The sequence below is a fragment of the Sorangium sp. So ce381 genome, assembly GCF_051473845.1.
Classification (GTDB): Bacteria; Myxococcota_A; Polyangia; order Polyangiales; family Polyangiaceae; genus Sorangium; species Sorangium atrum.
This window is the reverse complement of the sequence record NZ_CP150336.1, coordinates 8,610,331-8,631,910: the sequence shown is the minus strand read 5'-3', so window position 1 is coordinate 8,631,910 and position 21,580 is coordinate 8,610,331. Positions and strand designations below refer to the sequence as shown.

Here is a 21,580-nt window from a genome sequence, read left to right as displayed (position 1 = left end):
CGGTCGCGGTCGCGTGACGTTCTCGGGGCAGCGCCCTGCGGACCGGCTGAGGACGCCGCGGCGCCCGCTGCGGGAGGGGCCTCACACGATTTCGGCCGCGCCGCGCTGTCATTGTGCCGTGAGCGACGGGAGCCTGCGCCGGGGGAGGAGGCAGGTGTCCAGGTCGTTGCGCTCGGAAGCCCGCCGCCACTAGACTCCCCGGCACCGGGCGAGAGGTCGCCCCCCCTCTGCTGACGAGGGTTCAACCACGAGGTTACCTTTCGATGCGACTTATCAGGATGCTGGCTGTGGGGGTGGGAGCCTCGTTCTTGATGTCGATGCCCGCCTTCGCGCAGGCCCCGGGCGGCGCGACGGGCAAGGCCGCTGCTCCCGCCGCCTCTGTGGCGCCGGCGGCCTCCGCAGCACCGGCTGTCCCCGCAGCGCCCGCGCCTGTCAACGGAGCGCAAGCGGCTCCTGCGCCTGCTTCCGCGACGGTCGCGCCGGCTGCGGGAGCGGCGGCGCCTGCCGCGACGGTCGCCCCCGCTGCGGGCGCGGCGGCGGCGCCCGGCGCGACGGCCGCCCCGGCGGCGCCTCCTGCCCCGGCTGCAGGCGCGGCCGCCGCTCCGGCGATGGACGGTCCGACCTATGCGGTGCGGCTGCGCGATCTGGAGCAGCGCATCGACGAGCTCAAGGAGCAGATCCGGCGCAGCCACACGCGGCTCTCGCTCCTCAGCGACACGATCCTCTCCGGCGGCGGCGCCGGCTCGCGCGCCTCGATCCGATTCAACAACGAGCTGTCGTCCGCGTTCCGCGTCACGCGCGTGCTGATCGTCCTGGATGGCGCGGTCCAGTACAACAAGACCGATCAGTCGGGCGCCCTCGCCGAGCAGACCGAGATCCCGATCTTCAACGGCTCCGTTCCGCCGGGAGATCACACGCTCCAGGTGCTCGTGAACCTGCAGGGCAACGGCTACGGGGTGTTCTCCTACCTCCGGGGCTACCGCTTCGAGGTGCGCTCCAGCCATTCCTTCACGGCGGTCGAGGGCAAGACCATCAACCTCCAGGCGGTCGCGTTCGAGAAGGGCGGCGTCACCACCCCGCTCGAAGAGCGGCCAGCCGTCCGCTTCGTCGAGAAGATCGTGAGCGGCCTCTCGGATGCTCCCGGGCAGCCGTCCGCCGCCGCGGGTGGGAAGTAGGTTCGAGCTCGTTAGGACAAGCCACCATGACCTGGGACACCGGATCGCGGGGACTCCCTGCCTTGCTCGGCCTGCTCGTGCTCGGCGCGGCCACGACCGCGGCCCCCGCCGGAGCGTGGGCCCTGGACTCCGAGCGCGCCTACACGAGCGCCTCTCAGCAGATCGGCAGCGTCACGTCCGGGCTGGGCGCCATTCAGGCGGCGATCCACAAGTCCCGCGGCGAGCAGCGCACGCCGGCCCAGCGCATCGCTGACGCCCAGCTCCTGATGGGCTCAAGGGATTACGAGCGGGCGGCCAACGTGCTGAACCAGGTGGTCGAGAAGTACCCCGACCATCCGACGGCGTTCCCGGACGCGCTCACGCTGCTCGGGGAGACGTACTTTCGCTCGAAGCAGTACCTCTCGGCCCGCCGGGTCTTCCTGCGGATCGTCGCGAGCAGCGCCGAGCCGCGCTTCGCCGCCTACCAGGCGAAGGCGCTCGGCCGGCTCGTGGACATCTGCCTCCGGATCAAGGACTACGACGCGCTCGACGCCGTCTTCGCGTCGATGAACAGCGTCCCGGCCTCCACGGCGGGGAGCGCCCTCGCGTACGCGCGCGGCAAGGGCCTCTACGTGAAGAAGGACTTCGGCGGCGCGAAGGCCTCGCTCGGCGCGGTCGACCCGCAGAGCGAGTACCTCCACCAGGCGAGGTACCTGCTCGGCCTGATCGCGGTGAAGGAGGCGACGCCCCCGCCCGAGCCGCTCAAGGAGGGGGATGCGCCCCCGGCGGTGCCCAAGACCCGCTACGTCGCCGCGATCGATCTGTTCCAGAAGGTGACGCAGCTCCCGGCCGACACCGCGGAGCACCGGCGCGTCATCGACCTCGCGTGGCTCGCGATCGGGCGGCTCTTCTACGAGGCCGACCAGTGGTCCCAGGCGGTGCAGGCCTACGGCCACATCGACCGCGTCTCGCCCGAGTTCGGGACGATGCTCTACGAGCTCGCGTGGGTGTATGTCCGCCTGGGCGACGTGGATCGCGCCCAGCGATCGCTCGAGATCCTCGCGATCGCCGAGCCGGACAGCCAGAACATCGCGGACGGCTCGCTGCTCCGCGGCGACCTGATGCTGCGCGCGGGCCGCTTCGAGAAGGCGCTGAAGGTGTACGAGGGGGTCCGCGCCACGTACGACCCGATGCGCGCGCGCGTGGACGCCTTCCTCGGCTCGACGAGCGATCCCGCGGTCTACTACGACAAGCTGAGCCAGGAGCAGCTCGAGGCGCTCGACACGACCACCTCGCTCCCGCCGCTGGCGGTGCAGTGGGCGCGCGAGGCCGAGGACGGCCCGGCCGCGTTCGCGGTGATCGACGACATCAACCACTGCCGCGAGCTGATCAAGCAGTCGAACGAGCTCATCGAGAAGCTGAACGCCGTGCTCAGCTCGCCCAACCGGGTGCGCGCCTTCCCGGAGCTCAAGGCCGGCGAGGAGAAGGCGCTCGCGCTGCTCAACCGGGTCGCGCTGGCGCGCCTCGCGCTCGGCCAGGGCATGGACGACGTGGAGGACGACTCGCTCTCGGGCGAGATCGGCAGCGCGCGCGCGAGGCGTAGGGCGCTGGAGAAGCGCCTCGCGCGGGTGCCCGTCACGGACGCCGACTTCCAGGATCGCGAGGCGCAGGCGCTCAAGCAGTGGAACACCCAGTCGCAGCGCCTGCAGCAGCTCACGCTGCAGACGGACTCGCTGCAGGCGACGATCAACGGGCTCAGGCGGCTGCTCCGCGAGGGGCCGCACGCCGGGGTCGTCCGGGATCCCGCGAGCATCGCCCGGTTCGAGATCGAGCTCGCGCAGAACGAGCGCGACCTCGCGCTCTACCGCCAGCAGACCGACGTGCTCCGCAAGCAGGTCAGCGCGGGCCGGGTCCAGGTCGGCTTCGGCGATCAGCGCTTCATCGAGGACGCGCAGACGCGCAAGGCCCACCGCGACGCCTTGACCCGCGAGGCGGAGCTGGCCGCGGCGGGCGCCGGCGGCGCGGATCTCGCGGCGTACGCGCAGCGGATCATGCCGGTGCTCCGCGCCGGCGACGCGGCGGACGCGAAGGTCGAGGCGGCGCTCCGCGACATCGAGGGAGAGGTCGCCCAGAAGTCCTCGGGGCTCCGGCAGATCGTCGGCCGGGAGACGGCGAACGTCGTCCACTACTCGGTGCAGCTCGACGCGCTCGACAGGGAGGCGCGCCTCGTCGTCGGCGAGGTCGCGATGCGAAACTTCGGCCTCGTCCGCGACCGGCTGAAGAACATCATCCTGCGCGCCGACGTCGGCATCACCGAGGAGGCGTGGGAGGTCCGCGAGGAGCAGATGACGCGCGTTCGCAGCCTGCAGGTCGAGCGTGCCCGTGAGGATCGGCTCCTCAAGGAGGAGCTCAACGAGGTCCTCGACGACAGCGGCGATCCGGAGGACGAGAAGTGAGCAAGGAGCGTGGCGGCGCGAGCGCGCCGCAGATCTCTGGCGCGCTGCGAAGAGGAGCAGGGGCGCAGATCCTCGGACCGGCGGGCGCGCGCGGGCCGCTCGGCGGCGTCGTGCGACCGGGGCGCCGTCGCCCGCGCGGCGCGCTCGGGTTTGCCAGCCTTGCGCTGGTGCTGGCGGTCGCGCCGCTCGCGCTCTCCCAGCCGGGCGCCCAGCCAGCGCCGGCGGCGTCTGCCGTTCCCGCGGCCGCGCCGACAACGTCTGCGCCCAGCGCCACGGCTGCGCCGACGACGTCTGCGCCCGGCGCCACGGCTGCGCCGACGACGGCTGAACCTGGCGTCACGGCGCCGGCTGCGCCAGCGGTGCAACCCTTCGCGCCGCCGATGTCGGTCGGGCGCAAGCAGGCGCCGCCGCCTCCTCCTCCGACGCCGGCCCAGCTGGCGGCGCTCGCCGAACTCGAGAAGGAGGCGGGCGCCTACGAGAAGGCGGCGCGCGACTACCGGAGCGCCATCACGCGCATCGTGCAGCACCACTACGAGGACAGGCGCCGCCGCATCCTCTCGTCGCTCGACCGCGAGATCGAGATCGAGAGGAAGGGGCTCCGCGACGCCCGGGAAGAGGCGATCCGCCGGCTCGAGGTGTTCGTCGAGCGCTACAGCGGCCCCAACGCCCACCCCGAGAACACGCCCGACGCGATGTTCCGCCTGGCTGCGCTCTACGAGGAGCGCGCGCGCACCGACAACGACGCGAGCGAGGATCTCAGCGTCGCGCTGCTCCCGGCCATCGCGCTCTACAAGCGCGTCATCCGCGAGTTCCCCCAGTACCGTGAGCTCGCCGGGATCTATTACTACCTCGGCCATGCGCTGAACGATTCGGTCCGGTTCCCCGAGGCGCAGCAGGTGTGGCGCTCGCTCGTGTGCCACAACAAGTATCCCTATCCCGTCGAGACCGACCCGAAGGATCCGACGCGCGACATCGTCGGCAAGCTCCCGCAGGACCACGACAACGATTACTGGACCGGCTGGGAGGCGCGCCACCCGACGCCCATCGGGTCCACGCCGGGCGGCCGGGCGCTCCAGGCGCGCAAGGGCGCGCGGGGGCGGGCGCCCGTCACCGAGGACGAGACGGCGTACGTCGATCCGTATACGGACGATTGCCAGCCGATCCCGCAGAAGACGGCGCTCGGCGCGGAGCCCCGCTACGTCGCCGAGGTCTGGTGGCAGATCGGCGACTACCATTTCAACGAGATCGACCGCGCCGGCGGCCCGTTCAACTACAACAGGGCGGAGTCGGCGTACCGGCAGTCCATCAAGTACAAGAAGCCCCCTGTCCACGGCGTCGCGATGTACAAGCTCGCCTGGACGTACTTCAAGCAGCAGCGTTACGAGACCTCGGTACGCCAGTTCATCGAGCTGCTCCGCTACACCGACGAACAGGAGAAGCTGACGGGCGATCCTGGCGCGGATTTCCGCGCCGAGGCGTACACCTACATCGCCGGCTCGCTCACGTACCTCGACTTCGTCGGCCCCGGACCGGACGAGCCCTACGTCCCGCGGAACGACGTCCTCGACGTCGAGACCGACCCGCGCATGGCCGAGCAGAAGATGCGGATCGCCATCGATCGCGTCCAGGATCCCAAGCTGATCCCGCAGGATCAGAAGTGGACGGTCGAGATCTACAAGGCGCTCGCGCTGGAGTTCAAGGAGCTCAATCAGTATCGGAACACGATCGAGGTGAGCGAGATCCTCCTCAAGAAGTGGCCGATGCACCGCGACGCGCCCGTCGTCCAGAACCAGATCGCGGACATCTACGACACGCTCACCTCGCAGTCGCGCGAGGGCACGGCCGAGCGGGCGATGAACTCGGCGAAGGCGCTCGAGGCGCGCACGAAGCTCGCCCAGTACGTCGGGACGACCCCTTGGGTCGAGGCGAACAAGGACGATCCCGAGGCGATCCAGACCGCCGAGCGGCTCGTGCGCGGCGGGCTGCGCCGGGCCGCCGCCGATCACACCAACGCCGGCAGCGCGCTCGTGCAGCAGGCGCTGACGGTCGGCGACAAGGAGACGCGCGACCCGATCTTCGAGCGGGCGCTCGGCGAGTACCGCCTCGCCGCGCAGGGCTGGGCCGGCTACCTGGCCCAGGACGAGAACGCCCCGGACGCGTACGAGAGCCGGTACTGGCTCGCCGACGCGCACCACATGGTCGTGGTCATCACGGTGGCGATGGATCGCTCGCCCGCGACGCACGAGATCGAGCAGGCGAGGAGCTCGGCGGTCGGCGTGCGGGACTCCAACGAGGACGACAAGTACCTGCAGCCAGCAGCGTACATGGTCGTCGACACCGCCCACCAGGCGCTCCTGGATCGACACAAGCTCTTCCAGCGGACGAGCGGCGCCGAGGGGATCGAGCCGCGCGAGAAGGTCAAGATCGTCGGTGAGGGCGATCAGCAGCGCGTGGTCGCCGAGCCGCTGCCCCCCCAGGTCCAGGCGGCCGTCACCGCGCGGGACGAGTACATCCAGCGGGTCCCTCCCGCGCTCGACGCCCCGAAGAACCTCGACCTCTACGCGTTCCAGGCGGCCGACTACTACTTCCTCTACGGCCAGTTCGCCGAGGCGCGCAAGCGGATGGAGCCCATCTACGAAGCGCAGTGCGGCAAGACGGAGTTCGGCTACAAGGCGTGGGAGCGGCTCACGACGATGTCGAACCTCGAGAACAACGTCGAGCAGAGCCGCAAGCTCGCCGAGGCGGCGCTCACGCGGAGCTGCGCCGTCAGCGAGGAGCAGAAGCTGAAGGAGGGCGACATCGCCCGGCCGACGATCTCTCGCGGCTATTACATCGACGCCGCCCGGGCCTTCGAGAAGGCCGAGAAGATGCCGGACGGCCCCGCGCGCGTCGCCGCCTGGCGCGAGGCCGCGGCGCTCTACAAGGTCGCGCTCGAGAAGGCGCCGGCCCGCGACGAGGCGCCGGAGGCCGCCATGAACGGCGCCTACTGCTACAAGCAGGTGGGCGACTACGACCAGGCCATCGAGATGTACTCCCTGTTCATCAAGGAGTACGGCAGCGAGGAGAACCTCTCGAAGCTCGAGAAGGGCGATCCAGGCGCGAACCCTCCGAAGAACCCCGATCCGAAGCGCTACGCCGAGCGGGTGAAGTACCTGAAGCAGGCCTACGACGCGCTCTCCGCCGCGTACGTCCTCTTCTTCAACTACCGCAGCGCGGCCGAGACCTACGACACCATCGCTCGCAACGGTCGGTTCGAGCAGGCGGCGCGCCGGGACGCCGCCAGGAACTCGGTGCTGCTCTACGCGAACATCGGGGAGCGCGACAAGATGACCGCCTCGCGCGCCACGTTCATGAGCCTGAACCCGCCCCCCGAGCAGAAGGCCGACATCGACTTCCTCGTCGCCTCGGCGGACCTGAAGGCCTGGGACGAGCGGGGGGCCGACGAGGGGCCGAACCGCGCCGCGCGGACCAAGGCCACGCAGTCGATGGAGGCGTATTATGCGGCCAACAAGAACAACCCGGCCGCGAGCGGGTATGTCGTCCAGGCCGCGTACCACGCGTCCAAGATGCGCGCCGCCGGCGGCGATCCGAAGGCCCGGGACTGGTGCAAGAACACCATGACGGCGTTCACGTCCTTCCGGAGCTCGGCGACCGGCGACAAGGTGAAGGCCCTCGGCTCGGTGCAGGCCGATATGGCGGCGGAGTGCGCCTACAAGGCCATCGACGATCGCATCAAGGCCGAGTTCGACTACGACACCGGCCACCACCGCTACGAGGGCGTCATCGACCAGGTGAAGCGGGCCTTCGAGGCGGACATCACGAAGGCCAACGACAGGTACTGGAAGGAGCTCCAGGAGGTCATCACTGCCTATGAGTCGCGGCCGTGGTCGGTGGCCGCGCGGGCGCGTCAGGGCTCGCTCTACGACTCCTGCCGCACCGGCCTCTACAACGCCCGCCCGCCGGGGCTGAGGCTCTACACGGACAAGGAAGAGAAGCTGCTCAAGCTCGCCGAGACGAGCGATCGCGAGGATCTCCAGGAGACGGCCGACGCGCTCCGGCAGAACCGGCGCGAGCAGTGGCGCGCGGCGCGCGAGCGGCTCCTCAACGACGCCGACAAGGCCATGGTCAAGTTCTACGTCGAGTCCGTCGTCTGGGCGAAGGCGTGGAAGGTCCGGAATCCGGCGGTCGACCTCGCGATCCAGCGGCTCGCGTTCTTCACGGACATCCTCGGCGACGCCAAGCTCCGCGAGTGGAGCCAGGGGGTCATCGATCCCGAGACGAAGCGCCCGTTCGAATACAAGGATGGCCTCTTCCTCCGGACGCGGCCCGGCATGACTCCGCCGCTCGCGCCCGACGGCCTCCCCCTGCCCCTGCCGGTCGTCCCATGAAGCGCCGCCTCCCCGTCACCCTCTTCGCCAGCCTGCTCGCGGTCACGTCGCCGTTCGCCCTCGCGTCCTGCGGCGAGGAGGCGACGCCGCCGCCGAAGGCGCCCACGGTTCCAGCGGGGCCCGCCGCGACCGCGCCCGTCCAGGCGCCGTACGGCATGAACGACACGCCGAGCTCGGCGCGCCCCTACGATCTGCCCGCCCAGACGGCTGCGCCGGCCATGAACGCCCGGGCGGCGGCGTTCTATCAAAGCGGCCTGCAGGCGTTCGCGACCGGCGATCTCGTCAACGCGAGGGCCCAGTTCGGGCAGGCGACGCAGGCCGATCCGCGCGCGCACCAGGCCTTCTATTCGCTCGGCGTGGTGCAGGAGCGGCTCCGCGACGCGGGCGCCGGCGCGAGCTACCGCCAGGCCTTCACGCTCGTGCCGGACTACGAGCCCGCCATCGTGGCGTACGCGATGCTCCTCGCCAGGAAGAGCCAGCTCGGCGAGGCCGAGCGGCTCCTGAACGAGAAGCGCGGCCAGATGCCGAAGTCGGCGGCCGTCGCGGCGACGCTCGCGGAGATCAAGTCGCTCCAGCGGGATACCGGCTCTGCCCAGCGGATCGCGCAGGAGGCGCTGAAGATCAACCCCGACTACCGGCCGGCGATGGTGATCATCGCCCGCGATCACTACAGGAACCGGCGCCTCGATCTCGCGCTGTACGCGCTCCAGGCGATCCTGGACGGGTTCGAGCCGGTCAGCGAGAACCCGCCGCGCGACAGGGACAACGCCGAGGCGCTGCTGCTCCGCGGCCTGATTTACCGGGAGCAGGGGCAGCGCGCCGCGGCGCTGGAGGAGTTCCGCAAGGCGGTGACGCGCCGCCCCGATCTCGTCGAGGCGCGGGTGCAGCTCGCGACCTACCTGCTCGAGGCGGGCAACGCCCAGGAGGCGCTGCCGCTCCTCGAGGGCGCCGTGCGCTTCGATTCCGAGCACGTCGCCGCGCACCTCAACCTCGGGGACGCTTACCGCCTGCTCGAGCGCTACGCCGACGCGAAGCGCGAGTTCGACTGGGTGCTCGCCCGCGACCCGAACCTGGCTCAGGTCCACTACGACCTCGGCCTGCTCTACCTGTTCGCCCCCGCCGTCCCCGGCATGACGCCGAAGCAGCAGGTGGCGGAGGCGATCAAATCGCTGACGAGGTTCCAGGAGCTGCGCAACAAGGGCCAGCGCGACGACTCGGAGGAGCTCCTGAACCGCGCCAAGCTCAAGGAAGGGGAGCTCAACGCGGCTGCCGCCGCGGCTCAGCCCGCGGCTCCTCCTCCTGCCGCCGCGCCGGATGGAGGCGTCGCCGACGCAGCGACCGACACGTGAGGGAGACCATGAGCATGTACAAGGCACTTGCGCTGGGTTCGGTCCTGCTCGCGATCCTCGGCCACGGCGCGCCGGCGAGCGCGCAGGAGAAGGGCAAGCAGCGCGGGGTCATCACGCTCGCGGAGGTGACGATCACGGGCCGCATCCAGAAGCCGATCGCGGCCGTCGACGTCAGCCGGATCCAGCCGAAGCTCACGCTCGCCGAGCTGCGTCAGCCGTTCCTGGACCGCATCGAGCAGGCGATCTTCAAGGAGCCGTTCTAGGCGGGGGGCGTGTCCGCCGTCGCCGTGCTCTTGAGCGCGCTGTCGATCGCGTCGAGCGCCGCCTGCGCCGCGATCTCCTGGACGCACCCTGCGCAGGTCGCGCGCGTGACCGGCGGCGACCTGATGTCGCTCGCGCGCTCGCTCCGCGCGCTGCCCGTCGAGGCGCGGCTGGCGGAGCTCGCGAGGCGGTCGCCGCCGGAGAGCTGGGAGCGCCGCCTCGCGCTCGAGGTCATGGCCGCCGCCGACCCGCGCGCGAAGATCGCGGCGGCGAACGAGCTCCTCGCCGAGGTCGAGCAGCGGCTCGACGCCGGCGCGGGGTGGCCGCGCGCGGCGGCGCGCCTGTCCGCGCTCGCCGCGCTGCTCCTGGCCACGCTCTCGTACCTCGCGCAGGCCGGGCCCTCGGTCATCGCGCTCGTCCTGGGCGCGGGGGGCGCCGGCGCGATCGCGTCCGCGGCCGCTGGGCGGGCCGGCCGCGCCGCCGCCGCGCGAGGGCGCGAGGCGATCGACGCGCTCGTACGGGTCGCCCTGGAATCATTCGATGGCGCCGATGGCGCCGATAACGTCGATGGCGTCGGGGGCCCAGGGGCCCCTTCCGGAACGCCTCGACGCTCTCGACGGGCGCCCAGGTGAGCGCGGCGCGCGCTCCTGGACCGCCCCGAGATGTCCGTGTACCCTCGCAAATTATGGTGCCCTCCGCTGCGCGGCGCGTCGCTCGCGGATCCGGGCCCGGGGCCTACCGGGCCCCGGAGCGCGGCTCCGCCAGCGGCGCGCGATCGCGATCGGCGCCTGCTTCGTCCCCCCTCTCCCGGAGCCCTTTGGAATGACCCAGCAGCACCCGCAACCCACCCCGTCGCGCCCCGGGCAGCCCGGGCAGATGACCGCGGTCATGCGGGCGGTCGCACCGGTGACCGGCCCGAAGGTCCTCAGGATCGGCCTGGTTCAGGGGGGGAAGGTGATCGAGGAGCGCGTCATCAAGCAGCGCACCCACGTCACCATCGGCCCCAGCGAAAAGAGCATGTTCGTCATCCCGAGCAAGAACATCCCGCCGAATTTCCGGGTGTTCGAGCTCGTGGGGGGCGAGTACTTCCTCAACTTCCTGGACGGGATGACCGGTCGGGTCGCCTTCAAGGCCGGCGTCTCCGAGCTCTCCGCGCTCAAGTCATCGGCCAAGCGTGTGGCGGTCGGCAATGTCCAGGCCTACCAGGTCCAGCTCACCGAGGAGGCGCGCGGCAAGCTCGTCGTGGGGGAGACGACGTTCCTCTTCCAGTTCGTCGCGCCGCCGCCGGTGCAGCCCAAGCCGCAGCTGCCCGTCTCGGTGAGGTCGGGGATCGCGAACGACATCGACTGGACGACCACGATCATCGCCGCGTTCTCGTTCCTGTTCCACTTCGGCGCCGTGGGGTCGATCTACTCCGACTGGATGGACCCGGTGGTCGACGATGAGCTCGACGTCGCGCAGCTGCTCGAGTCCGTGAAGCAGCTGCCCCCGCCGCCGGTGGAGCTGCCGCCGAAGGAGGACGCCGAGACGCCGGCCGCGACGGCGGCGCCTGCTGCCGAAGCGCCGAAGGCCGCTGGCGGAGGGAACAAGGGCGCGGCGGCCGCCAGCCCGGGGAAGGGCTCTGGCGGGATGAGCGACGCCCGCGCGTCGGCGCTCACCAACGAGCTCGCGCAGCTCGACATGCAGATGCTGGGCGCGCTCAACTCGAGCGGGAACGCGACCGCCAGCGTCCTGAGCTCGGGCGACGTGCCCACCGGCTTGCTCGAAAACGCGGCCGCCTCAGGGGCCGGCGTCGGCAAGGGCGGTGTGGCGGGATTGAACATGGGCGGTGCCGGGGGTGGCACTGTGCGACCTGGCGCTGCCGGCGGTGGTGGCCTCGCCACGATCGGCAACACCGGGACGAGTGGCCCTGCGACGGCCGGCTCGGCGCAGACGGTCAAGGGGCCGGTCGGCAACGCCCAGGTGGGCGGCGCCGCGGTCTCCGGCGGGAGCGTCTCGAACGCGCCCTCCGTCGTGGCCGGGATGACCGCAGGCTTCCGCCGTTGCTACAACAAAGGTCTTCAAGAGGACCCGAGCATGAAGGGGTCGGTCCGGATCACCGCGAAGATCGGCCCCAACGGCGAGGTGCTCTCGGCGACCCCCTCCGGCGGCGGCGGGCTGTCCGGTACGGTGGTCTCGTGCGTCGTCGCGCGCGTCCAGAGCGCGCAGTTCGCGCCGCCCGAGGGCGGCGGCGCGACGGTTGTGATTCCTGTCACTTTCGTGAGCCAATAGCCCCCGATGCTTCCCGGATCCGTGGACAAGACGCAATCCTCTCTCCTCGCTTGAACGTGAATGGCGTGGTGATGTCGCGCATCGAAACGGGGAGAGCGCCGTACGGGTGCTCCCGACGGACGCGCGCTGCTGCTCGGCATGTTCATTGCGTTTTGACAATTACGTCTGCCCGCACCTATACTGCGCGGGTCTGACTTCCGGAGGCTTCGATGAAGCGTGAACAGATCCCTGGCTTCGCCGCAGTGGCGCTGATCTCGGTCGTGATCGGCCACGGGATCGCCGCTGCGCAGGCGCAGACGGCGCCTCCGCCGGACGCCTCCGCCGGCCTCGCGCGGCAGGTGACGCTCTCGCCGGCAGAGCAGCTCGCGCAGAGCGAGACCTACCTCGCCCGGATGGACGGCGCCCGCACGTCGGTTCGTCGCCAGCTGGAGACGGCCCGGTCGCAGCGCGACGTCGTGAAGACGCTCTGTCTTGACGACAAGCTGAATCAGATCGACGTCGCCATCCGCTCCGCCCGCGAGCGGCGGCAGGGCCTGGAGCTCGCCGTGAATCGGCGTGACGTCGATCTCTCCAACCATGAGTTCACGATCCTGACGGTGCTGCGACAGCGGACCGAGCAACTGACGGCTGAGGCCAACCAGTGCATCGGACAGGAAGCAGGCTTTATCGGCGACAGCGCCGTGACGGCCACGATCGATCCGAACCTCCCCAAGGACGATCCTTCCGAGTATCCCGTCAGCCAGATCATCATCGAGCCGCCTGCGTGCAGTAGCTGTTTTCGGTAGGCGACCGCCTCTCTCGGATTGCCACTGCCCAATAGGCGATGAAACTTCGTGAAACCATAGCCGCTGCTGCAGTCACACTCACTCTGTCCCCGGCGTTGGCCCTGGCGCAGGATCAGCCGTGGCTCAAGGATCGGCGCTACACAGAGGGCATCGGGATACGCACCGGCGATCTCGAGCTGCATCCCGGGGTGGCTGCTGAGTTCGGTTATGACTCCAACTTCTTCCGCCGAGACGAGAAAGACGATGCTCGGCTGGGTGATATCGGGCCTGTCGGCTCGTTGCGGCTCCGGATCACGCCGTCGTTTTCGCTCTCGACGCTGAGCCAGCAGCGCCAGGAGGTGACGCCCGACGCGCCGCCGCCAGACGTCGAGTTTCGCGCTGGCATCGCGGCGACTTACGAGGAGTTCTTCCCGGTATCCGGCAACGAGGTAGGGCGGGAGCGGCTGAGTGAACAGCGCAACATCGGCGGCCTGCTCGACGCCAAGCTGACGATCCTGCCCCGTCGCCCCTGGTCCGGGATCCTCGATGCGTCGCTCGGCCGGACCATCGCCTCTTCGGATCTCGGGATTTCCAACCAGAGCTTTCGGCGCCTCCACGCCGACGCGGGGGCGGAGCTCGTGTGGACGCCGGGCGGAGGGCTGCTCGACTGGCGGCTCGGCTATCGCTTCCTGGGCACGTTCTTCGAGGTCGACGAGTTCGACAGCCTGACGAACCTGCACCACACGATCCGGACGCGGGGTCGCTGGCGCTTCTTGCCCCGCACCGCGCTCATCTACGACGCGTCGCTCGGGTTCGTGAATTACCCGAATCCGGCTGCACAGCTCTCGTCTCATCCCCTGCGCGCGCAGCTCGGCATCAACGGCCTCGTGACATCATCATTCGGCCTCCTCGCGATGGCGGGCTGGGGCGCGAGCTTCTACACGTCAGACAGCCAGGCCGAGGTGCACGACTTCGACAGCGTCATCGGTCAGCTCGAGCTGAAGTGGTACCTGACGCCGAACCCGTCGGCCGATCCCGAGGCGGCGACGCTGGCGCTGTCGTCGCTGTCGGCCGGCTTCACGCGCGATTTCCACGACAGCTATCTCGCGAGCTACTACGAGCGCGATCGCGGTTACCTCAAGCTGACCTACTTCTTCGGCGGGCGCTTTCTGCTGATCGCCGACGGCGGCGTGGCGGCCCATGTGTATCCCGCGATTCCGGGGAATGGGGCAAACTCCACGTCTGCGGATCCCTGGACAGACATCCGCATCGACGCGTCTCTTTTCGGCGAGTACCGGATAGGGGACTCGCTGGGGATCAACTCGACGCTGCGTTACGGCAACAACATCAGCAGCACATCTCTGCTGCCTCCCAACGAGTCGACGCCGAACTACCTCGGATGGCAGCAGTTCGAAGCCTACCTGGGCGTGCGCTGGTTCATGTGATGCGGCGTCCTGGTCGGTGGACCGCCGCCGTGCTCGCGCTGGCCCTCGCTGCGTGCTCAGCGCGAAAGCCCCAGCCAGTGAACCTGCCTCCGCCGGTGGAGGCGACGACCATCGGGGTCGGCGACGTGTTCGACCTCCGCATCGTCGGAGAAGACAAGCTCCCCTCGACGTTCACCGTCGCGCCGGATGGCACCGTCGACTTCCCCTATGTGAAGCGGCTCAAGGTGTCGGGCCTAGAGCCTCAGGAAGTCGCGGAGCTCGTGCGGGCGAAGCTCATGGAGGGGCAGATCCTCACCGATCCCAGCGTGAGCGTGAGCATCAAAGAGTACAACTCGAAGCGGGTCGAGGTGCTCGGCGAGGTGCAGAAGCCTGGGTCCCTGCCGCTCCAGCCCGGCATGACGCTGCTCCGCGCCATCTCGATGGCGGGTGGGTTCAACAGCATCGCGGACAAGGATCGGGTCACGATCCGCAGGAAGTCTCAGGGCAAGACGGTGTTTGCCACCGTCTCGGTCGAGGACATCATCGACAACAAGATCCCCGATGTGCCGCTCCAGGCAGGGGACTCGATCCACATCGCCCAGCGCGTCTTCTGAGCGCCGAGGCGCCGTCTGCCACCTCTCGACCGAGGTGGCTCCACATCGCCCAGCGCGTCTTCTGAGCGCCGAGGCGCCGTCTGCCACCTCTCGACCGAGGTGGCGCGGGCGCGGTCGCTCTCAGTTCTTCCGTGCGAGGCGGAACTGCTTCCTGCCTGTCGCCGCGTCGACGGTGGGAGGCTCGATGCGGAGCATCGTCAGCGAGACCTCGCGCACGCGGCCGTCGCGCTCCTGGCGGAGGCGGATCCGCTCGCCATCCGAGCTGATCACGGTGCACTCGCCGAAGTGAAAGTGGGTCACGCTGTCGCCCACTTCCGGATAGGGCTCGTCCTCCTGGCGAGGACGGATCGGGCGCTGCGGTAGCGGGGCGGCGGCGAGCTCCGCGGCGGGCGCCGGAGGCGCCGCGCGCGGCGGCTCCACGGCGGGCGCCGGAGGCGCCGCGCGCGGCGGCTCCACGGCGGGCGCCGGAGGCGTCGCGCGCTGCGGCTCCGCGGCGTGCGCCGGAGGCGTCGCGCGCGGCGGCTCCGCGGCGGGCGCTGGAGGCGTCGCGCGCGGCGGCTCCGCGGCGTGCACCGGAGGCGCCAGGCGGGGCGGCTCGCCCGCGAGCGCGGGGAGGGCCGACGACTGGGTTGCTAGCTGCATCGTGCCCGTTCGATCGTCGAACACCCGCACCAGGGGCAGATCGTCGAACGCCGTGACGCGGAGCTCGAGCCCGTAGACGCGCGCCCACACGAGCTCGCCGGCGGCGAGCTGGAGGCCGACGCCCGACTCGCGGGCGAGCGTGGCCGACAGCCGAAGCGAGGTCTCTCCCTGCTGGAGCGCGATGTTCCCAGAGAGCGCCACCACGTCGCACGGGCCGTCGAGGACGCGCGTCTTCGCGTAGGTGCGGGAAGCTTGATCGAACAGCGCCACTTCGGCCTTCTCGAGCGAGCCTACCCCCTCGATCCAGCCGGCGCGCGCCTCAGCCTCATCGAGGGCGCGCACCAGCGCTGCGGGGAGCTCCTCGCCCCGGTCGAGGCGGATGATCAAATGGCGGGCACGGCGTGCCTCGAGGACATTCATCGCTGTTTCTTTTCTCCGGTCGTCGAGGGGGCGGCGCCTGGAGCACCCGGGGCTCCTTCAGAGCGCCGAGCGCGGGTCGCCGTCACCTCGATCTGGGGCGCGCCTGGCGCGCGCTTGGCTGATGGGTCGCCAGCGGCGGCCGTGATCCGGTCCGCCGGCAAGCCCGCGTTTGCAAGGAGATCCTTGACGGCGCTCGCGCGCGCGCCCGCGAGCTCGATGGCGCGCGCGGACTGATCGCCCTGACGATCGGCGTAGGCCTCCACGATGACGATGTCGAGGGGCATGCGCCCGCGCATGAGCTGCGCGATCATGCCGAGCTGCGCGGCGAGGGCTGGCGGCACGCGGGCGCTCGCCGCCGGGAAGCGGACCAGGCCGTCGAGGACGACCTGATCGCCGGACCACCGCGGCAAGGACCTGCCGCCCGGCTCAGGGCAGCCATCGGCGTCGTTCGTGCCGTCGATCGTCTCGGCGGTCATGGGGCATGCGTCGGCCGCGTCGGCCACGCCGTCCTCGTCGTTGTCGCGCTCGGGGCAGCCGTCGTCGTCCTGGAAGCCGTCGCGATCCTCGGCGCTGTTCGGGCACTGGTCGCTGGCGTCAGGGACCTGGTCGATGTCGTTGTCGGGGTCGGGGCAGCCGTCGTCGTCCTTGAAGCCGTCGACGTCTTCCGCGCCCATGGGGCACGTGTCGCTCGCATCCAGGATCCCGTCGCCATCGTTGTCGGGATCCGGGCAGCCGTCGCTGTCCTGGAAGCCGTCGCGGTCCTCGGCGGCGTTCCGGCAGGCGTCCGCGTCGTCCGGGACGCCGTCGCTGTCGTCGTCCGCATCAGGGCAGCCGTCGCCGTCCTGGAAGCCGTCGATCGTCTCGGGCTCGTCCCGGCACCTGTCGCGACCGTCGGGGATCCGATCGCCGTCGTTGTCTGGATCGGGGCAGCCGTCGCCGTCCCGAAAGCCGTCGCGATCCTCCGCGACGAGCGGGCACTCGTCGTCGCGATCCAGGACGCCGTCGGCGTCTGCATCGCGCCCCGTCGGCGCATAGCGGAGCCCCAGGTTGAACCGGAAGCGCGGCGCGGTGAGCGCGCCGTCGGAGGCGAACGGGATGGCGCTGCCGCCGCCCACGGACAGCGAGACGTCGCCTGCGAGCAGCGGGGCGCTCGTGGCCGAGAGGATCCACTCCGCCGGCACCAGCGCCGGGGCTCCGGCGGGCTGCTCGGCGAGCGTGTAGAGGGCGAACGCCTCCGCGGACGCCGTGAGCCAGCGGTCCGGGAGCACATCGACCGAGGCGCCGAGGGCGCCGAGGAGCTGCGGGCCGACCTCGGTATCGATCAGTGTGCTCGATCCACGGAGCCGGGCCCCGACCTCGGTCGCGAGCAGGAGCTTGCCGAGCCGGTACGCCGCGGCGACGCTCGGCGCGAGCGTGACGGTCCCGGCGCTGGCGAACACCGACCTGTCGCCGGTGGGCAGACCCAGATCGAGGCGCGCCGCCAGCGAGAAGCCGTCGAGCGGACCACGCTGGGCCGGCGGCAAGATCGCGAACGCGGCGCCCAGGCGCGCGTCGCGCATCACGCTGCGCTGGAGCTCCGTGTCGGTGCCGAGGACGTCGGAGAAGCCTGCACCGTCCTGGTACAGGGTGACGGGGGCGGCGACCGTCACCTCCAGGCGATCGGTGAGCCCGAACGACGCCAGGAAGGTCGCGTCGACCATGTTGTCCAGCGCATGGATGACCGTCCCCTCGGGGTCGGGCGAGTCGGTGCGCAGGCCCACTGGCCGCGACAGGTAGCTCGCCACGAGGCCGAACGAGGCCTTCGCGTCCGGAGCCGTCCCTGTGCTCCCCACGGCGAAGAAAGGGCCGCCGCCTGCGTGAGGCCAGAGGTTGTCGGCGTCGATACAGCCCGACAGCCCGCTGGCCGGCGCGCACTCGTCCGCGCGCGCCGGCGCCGGAAGGAGGGCTGCCGTGAAGACCCCGGACGCCACCAGCAGCGGGAGGCTCGATCGTGCAGGCACCCTCCGGTTGGCGCGCATCGCGCCCGACCCTCTACTACTGCCGGGGGGAGAGTCAAAAGAGCAATCGACGTGTCGCGATGCGCTGGCGTCCGGGGCTCGGTTTGCGTCGGATTGCGTCGTGCTCCGCGGTCGCGCTCGCGCCGTGCTAGGACCACGCCCGGCCGGGGCCGGCGCCGCCGGCGTCCGCACGATCATGATCGACGACTCGCACCCGCTCCTGCTCGGCTCCGGCTCGCCGCGCCGGCGAGAGATCCTGACCACGCTCGGCCTGCCTCTCCGCGTCGCGGCAGCCGAGGTCGACGAGGCGGGGCGCGCCGGCGAGGACGCCGCTGCCTACCTGGAGCGCGTCACCCTGGCGAAGCTCGCGGCCGCGCGACGCCTGCGCCAGGCGGCCGGGGCCGGCGCGATCCTCGTCGCCGACACGTCGGTCATCCTCGGCGATTCCATCCTCGGCAAGCCGCGGGATGAGGGCGACGCGCGCGCCATGCTCCGCGCCCTCTCGGGCCGCGAGCACCAGGTCTGGACGCGGTTCGCGATCGCCGACGGCGATCGGCCCGACGTCGCGACGGCATCCGTCGCGGGCCCCGCCGAGGCGCTCCACGCCGAGACGATCGTCACGCGGGTGCGCTTCCGCGAGCTCGACGACGACGAGGTGGCGTCGTACGCGGCGACCGGCGAGGGGCTCGACAAGGCCGGCGCCTACGCGATTCAGGGCATCGGCGCGTTCGCCGTCGCGCGCATCGACGGCTCCTATTCGAACGTCGTCGGTCTGCCCGCGTGCGAGGTCGTCGCTGCGCTGCGGGCCACCGGCTTGCTTGCGCGCTTCCCGCTGCCGCTCGCGCGCTCGTCATGAGCGGCGGCGCCTCGGTCGTCGCGCGTCGGCGCGACGCGGGCACGATCTTCGCGCTCGCCCTCGCCGCGCGGCTCGCCGTCGTCCTCTGGGCGGCCGAGCGCTTCCCGCCCACCGCCGACGGGACGTACTACCAGCGCATCGCCGAGCGGATCGCGGCGGGGCTCGGCTACACGTGGCTATGGCCGGACGGCGTCGTCACGTACGCCGCGCACTACCCGGTGGGCTATCCGGGCGCGGTTGGCGCGCTGTACGCGCTGCTCGGCACACACCCCGCGGTCGCGATGCTGTTGAACGCCGCGCTCGGCGCGCTCGCGGCGCTCGCCGTCCATCGTCTGGCGGCCCGCGCTGCGCCGCGCTCGCGCGCCGTGCCGGCGCTCTCCGGTGGGCTCGTCGCCCTCCACCCCGGGCTCGTCGCGTATACCCCGGCGCTCATGACCGAGGGCGTCACCGGTTCGCTGGTCGCCTGCGCGGCGTGGGCGTCCGCGAGGGCGCGGGAGCGCCGCCCCGCGCTGGCCCCGTTCGCCGTCATCGGGCTGCTCCTTGGCGCCGCCACCCTCGTCCGCCCGCAGGCGCTCCTGCTCGCGCCCCTGTTCGCCGGCCTCGCCCTCTCGGGCTCTCCGCCCGCGGGCGGTCCCCGGCTCCTCTCGCCGTTTGTCGCGCGCGCGGCGCCCGTCCTGCTGACCGTCATCGCGGCGCTCCTCGTGTGCGCGCCGTGGACCGCGCGCAACTGCCTGCGGATGAACCAGTGCGCTCTGGTCAGCGTGAACGGCGGATGGAATCTCCTCATCGGAGCGGACCCGGCGTCCACCGGCGCCTGGGCGCCGGTCCAGGTACCCGAGGCGTGCCGCGAGGTCTTCGATGAAGCCGGCAAGGACGCCTGCTTCGGCCGCGAGGCGCGCCGGTACATCGCGGAGCACCCGGGCGAATGGCTCGGGCTCGTGCCCAGGAAGCTCGCGGCGACGTTCGACTACTGCGGCGCGGCCGGGTGGTACCTCCACGCCTCGAACCCGTCGGCGTTCGGCGAGGCCCACAAGGTCGCGCTCGGCGCCGTCGAGACCGTCTTCGAGCGCGTCGTCCTCCTCGCCGCGCTCGTGTGGGCGGCGCGCAGGCCCGCGCAGGCGCCCGGCGCGGCTCGCCGCCCCCCGCTCGCGCAGCGCGCGCTCGACGTCGCTCGGCTCGCGCTGTTCGCGCTGGGGGTCGTCGCCGCGCTGCACATCCATGCATGGGTGGGCTACATCGCGCTCCTCGGCCTCGCGCTGCTCAAGGGCCGCGCGCTCCTCCGGGCGCCGGTTCTCGTGGGCGCGGCGCTCGCCGTCCTCGCTGCGACCGCGGCGACGCACGCCGTGTTCTTCGGTGCCGGGCGTTACGCGCTGGTCGCGTTCCCGCTCCTCTCGGGGCTCGCGGCCCTCGCCGCGGCGCGCCAGGAAGCGGATCGGCCTGCCGCCGGCGCGCCCGGAGCGACCACCCACATGCCCGCCGCGCCCCTCGCGCAGCCGCGCGGGTCCGGGGGCGGGTCGTCGGACGACGAGCTACTTTGACAGCGCCGCCTGGGCTGCTGCATCCTAGGCCCCCGTCGGCTCGGGAGCGCGTGCCCCCGGCTGGTGAACCTGGAGGAGAGACGGATGCCCTTGATTGAAACGGAAGAGGCGGCGCGCCGCCTCGCGCGCGCCATCGCGAGCGATCTCTCGCTCTACAACGAGGAGAAGATCGTGCAGGGCATCCAGCAGGATGACCTCTTCACGGTCTTGTCCGAAGAGATCGAGGAAGGGCGCGCCCTCTACAAGAGCCGCGTCTCGCCGGACCTCTACCAGAAGAACTTCTACGACCGCGCCCTCGTCGACATCCTGATCAAGTCCAAGGGCCACATCAAATCGAAGATCTGGTAGCGAGCGCCCGCAGCTGGTCGAGCGCCTTGCGCATGTCCGCTGGCAGCGCGCTCTCCCAGCGCACGGGCTTCTGCGTGGCGGGGTGGATGAACCCGAGCACGCGCGCGTGGAGGGCTTGCCGCCCCAGCTCCTCCGCGATCGCCCGTATCGCCGGCTTCTTCGGCGGCTTGCCGTAGAGGGGGTCTCCGAGGACCGGCGTCCTGCCGCGCTCGGCGAGGTGCACCCGGATCTGGTGGGTGCGGCCCGTCTCGAGCGAGCACGCGACGACGGTCGCCGCGTCGCCGAGCCTCTCGAGCACGCGGACGTGCGTCACGGCGCGGCGCGGCGCGGCGACGCGTGAGCCGGGCGCGCCTGCTCCGGAGCCGGGCGCGCCTGCGCCGCCGCGGATCCACGACGTGAACCGGAGCCTGTCGGTCGGGTGCCGGCCGTGGAGCGTGTCGTAGGTGGCGTCTCGCGCCTCGCCGGCGACGATCGCGGCGTACTCGCGCTCGATCGCGTGCCTGGCGAACCGATCTTTCAGCGCCTCGCGGGTGGGCTCGTCCTTCGCCACGACGAGCAGGCCGCTCGTCCCTCGGTCGAGCCTGTGCACGATCCCCGGGCGGACGTGGCCCATGGGATCGCGCGGATCGGCAGGCGCCAGGGCGAACCCGGGCAGGGCGAGCAGCCCGTTGACCAGCGTGCCGGACTCGTGGCCGCGGGCCGGGTGCACGACGAGCCCCGCAGGTTTGTCGATGACGAGCAGGTGCTCGTCCTCGTACACCACCGGGATGGCCACGTCGGGCTCTGCCGCCGTGGGCGAGGGCGACGGCTCTTCGGGGCGGACCTCGACGAGCGCGCCTGCGCGCACCGCCACCGACGCGCGCGCCGGCACCCCGTCGACGAGGACCCGACCGGCGGCGATCCACCGCTGCACCGCCGCGCGAGAGGCCGCATGGCCGGCGCGGTCGAGCAGGTGGACGATGAGCTTGTCGAGCCGGTCACGAGGGTCGCCGTCGTCCACCTGGAACCGGAAGTGGAGCGCTCCTGCACCGGCAGCCATCGCGTTCGTCACGGACGTCGTTCACGGCCGAGCGGCGCCAGGGCGAGGGCGTCGCGGCC

The 21,580-nt window shown here is 71.4% G+C and carries 16 protein-coding genes; 13 read left to right on the top strand and 3 right to left on the bottom strand.

Annotation, left to right across the window (positions count from 1 at the left end; genetic code table 11):
- Positions 1-263: 263 nt before the first annotated feature.
- The 10 genes from WMF29_RS32090 to WMF29_RS32045 all read left to right on the top strand — a co-directional run bounded on the left by WMF29_RS32090 (position 264) and on the right by WMF29_RS32045 (position 14,681).
- A complete protein-coding gene (locus WMF29_RS32090; RefSeq protein ID WP_437323930.1) occupies positions 264-1,175 on the top strand; it encodes a hypothetical protein in 912 nt (303 codons plus the stop codon).
- Positions 1,176-1,201: 26 nt separating this feature from the next.
- Complete coding sequence (locus tag WMF29_RS32085) at positions 1,202-3,610, top strand: tetratricopeptide repeat protein (RefSeq protein WP_437323929.1); 2,409 nt, start codon at positions 1,202-1,204, stop codon at positions 3,608-3,610.
- On the top strand, positions 3,607-7,998 hold the full coding sequence (locus tag WMF29_RS32080) for a hypothetical protein (RefSeq protein WP_437323928.1): 4,392 nt from the start codon (positions 3,607-3,609) through the stop codon (positions 7,996-7,998). Before WMF29_RS32085 ends, WMF29_RS32080 begins: the two co-directional genes overlap by 4 nt.
- Positions 7,995-9,347 (top strand): tetratricopeptide repeat protein, encoded by a 1,353-nt coding sequence (locus tag WMF29_RS32075; protein ID WP_437323927.1) that lies wholly within the window; start codon positions 7,995-7,997, stop codon positions 9,345-9,347. Before WMF29_RS32080 ends, WMF29_RS32075 begins: the two co-directional genes overlap by 4 nt.
- An 8-nt stretch (positions 9,348-9,355) precedes the next feature.
- A complete protein-coding gene (locus WMF29_RS32070; protein WP_437293850.1) occupies positions 9,356-9,610 on the top strand; it encodes a hypothetical protein in 255 nt (84 codons plus the stop codon).
- A 9-nt stretch (positions 9,611-9,619) separates the two neighbouring features.
- Positions 9,620-10,240, top strand: coding sequence for a hypothetical protein (locus WMF29_RS32065; protein WP_437323926.1), 621 nt, complete (start codon positions 9,620-9,622; stop codon positions 10,238-10,240).
- A 190-nt stretch (positions 10,241-10,430) separates the two neighbouring features.
- Positions 10,431-11,879: an AgmX/PglI C-terminal domain-containing protein gene (locus WMF29_RS32060; RefSeq protein ID WP_437323925.1), complete on the top strand. Its 1,449-nt coding sequence runs from the start codon at positions 10,431-10,433 to the stop codon at positions 11,877-11,879.
- Positions 11,880-12,088: 209 nt separating this feature from the next.
- Positions 12,089-12,664 (top strand): hypothetical protein, encoded by a 576-nt coding sequence (locus tag WMF29_RS32055; protein WP_272094871.1) that lies wholly within the window; start codon positions 12,089-12,091, stop codon positions 12,662-12,664.
- A gap of 38 nt (positions 12,665-12,702) precedes the next feature.
- Entirely contained in the window at positions 12,703-14,088 is a 1,386-nt protein-coding gene (locus WMF29_RS32050; protein ID WP_437323924.1) for a hypothetical protein, read from the top strand.
- Positions 14,089-14,165: 77 nt separating this feature from the next.
- A complete protein-coding gene (locus WMF29_RS32045) occupies positions 14,166-14,681 on the top strand; it encodes a polysaccharide biosynthesis/export family protein (protein ID WP_272094869.1) in 516 nt (171 codons plus the stop codon).
- Positions 14,682-14,801: 120 nt separating this feature from the next.
- On the opposite strand, the gene WMF29_RS32040 is transcribed toward WMF29_RS32045, so the two are convergent.
- Positions 14,802-15,743 carry a PPC domain-containing DNA-binding protein gene (locus WMF29_RS32040; protein ID WP_437323923.1) on the bottom strand — a complete coding sequence of 314 codons (942 nt, stop codon included), beginning with the start codon at positions 15,741-15,743 and terminating at the stop codon, positions 14,802-14,804.
- On the bottom strand, positions 15,740-17,761 hold the full coding sequence (locus WMF29_RS32035; RefSeq protein ID WP_437323922.1) for an OmpA family protein: 2,022 nt from the start codon (positions 17,759-17,761) through the stop codon (positions 15,740-15,742). The genes WMF29_RS32040 and WMF29_RS32035 overlap by 4 nt, the downstream gene beginning before the upstream one ends.
- Here WMF29_RS32035 and WMF29_RS32030 point away from each other — a divergent pair.
- The 3 genes from WMF29_RS32030 to WMF29_RS32020 all read left to right on the top strand — a co-directional run bounded on the left by WMF29_RS32030 (position 17,694) and on the right by WMF29_RS32020 (position 20,482).
- Positions 17,694-18,596, top strand: coding sequence for a Maf family protein (locus WMF29_RS32030; RefSeq protein ID WP_437323921.1), 903 nt, complete (start codon positions 17,694-17,696; stop codon positions 18,594-18,596). The two genes, WMF29_RS32035 and WMF29_RS32030, sit on opposite strands and share 68 nt — an antisense overlap.
- Positions 18,593-20,134 (top strand): hypothetical protein, encoded by a 1,542-nt coding sequence (locus tag WMF29_RS32025; protein ID WP_437323920.1) that lies wholly within the window; start codon positions 18,593-18,595, stop codon positions 20,132-20,134. The genes WMF29_RS32030 and WMF29_RS32025 overlap by 4 nt, the downstream gene beginning before the upstream one ends.
- An 84-nt stretch (positions 20,135-20,218) precedes the next feature.
- On the top strand, positions 20,219-20,482 hold the full coding sequence (locus WMF29_RS32020; RefSeq protein WP_012238561.1) for a hypothetical protein: 264 nt from the start codon (positions 20,219-20,221) through the stop codon (positions 20,480-20,482).
- Here WMF29_RS32020 and WMF29_RS32015 read toward each other — a convergent pair.
- Positions 20,463-21,533, bottom strand: coding sequence for an RluA family pseudouridine synthase (locus tag WMF29_RS32015; RefSeq protein ID WP_437323919.1), 1,071 nt, complete (start codon positions 21,531-21,533; stop codon positions 20,463-20,465). The genes WMF29_RS32020 and WMF29_RS32015 overlap by 20 nt on opposite strands.
- Between the last annotated feature and the right edge of the window lie 47 nt (positions 21,534-21,580).

Bases quoted from the DNA above. Each gene is read 5' to 3' on its own strand.
- WMF29_RS32075 (WP_437323927.1), top strand. From the start codon at position 7,995: ATGAAGCGCCGCCTCCCCGTCACCCTCTTCGCCAGCCTGCTCGCGGTC.
- WMF29_RS32070 (WP_437293850.1), top strand. From the start codon at position 9,356: ATGAGCATGTACAAGGCACTTGCGCTGGGTTCGGTCCTGCTCGCGATC.
- WMF29_RS32035 (WP_437323922.1), bottom strand. From the start codon at position 17,761: ATGCGCGCCAACCGGAGGGTGCCTGCACGATCGAGCCTCCCGCTGCTG.
- WMF29_RS32085 (WP_437323929.1), top strand. From the start codon at position 1,202: ATGACCTGGGACACCGGATCGCGGGGACTCCCTGCCTTGCTCGGCCTG.
- WMF29_RS32020 (WP_012238561.1), top strand. From the start codon at position 20,219: ATGCCCTTGATTGAAACGGAAGAGGCGGCGCGCCGCCTCGCGCGCGCC.
- WMF29_RS32050 (WP_437323924.1), top strand. From the start codon at position 12,703: ATGAAACTTCGTGAAACCATAGCCGCTGCTGCAGTCACACTCACTCTG.
- WMF29_RS32040 (WP_437323923.1), bottom strand. From the start codon at position 15,743: ATGAATGTCCTCGAGGCACGCCGTGCCCGCCATTTGATCATCCGCCTC.
- WMF29_RS32090 (WP_437323930.1), top strand. From the start codon at position 264: ATGCGACTTATCAGGATGCTGGCTGTGGGGGTGGGAGCCTCGTTCTTG.
- WMF29_RS32060 (WP_437323925.1), top strand. From the start codon at position 10,431: ATGACCCAGCAGCACCCGCAACCCACCCCGTCGCGCCCCGGGCAGCCC.
- WMF29_RS32055 (WP_272094871.1), top strand. From the start codon at position 12,089: ATGAAGCGTGAACAGATCCCTGGCTTCGCCGCAGTGGCGCTGATCTCG.
- WMF29_RS32025 (WP_437323920.1), top strand. From the start codon at position 18,593: ATGAGCGGCGGCGCCTCGGTCGTCGCGCGTCGGCGCGACGCGGGCACG.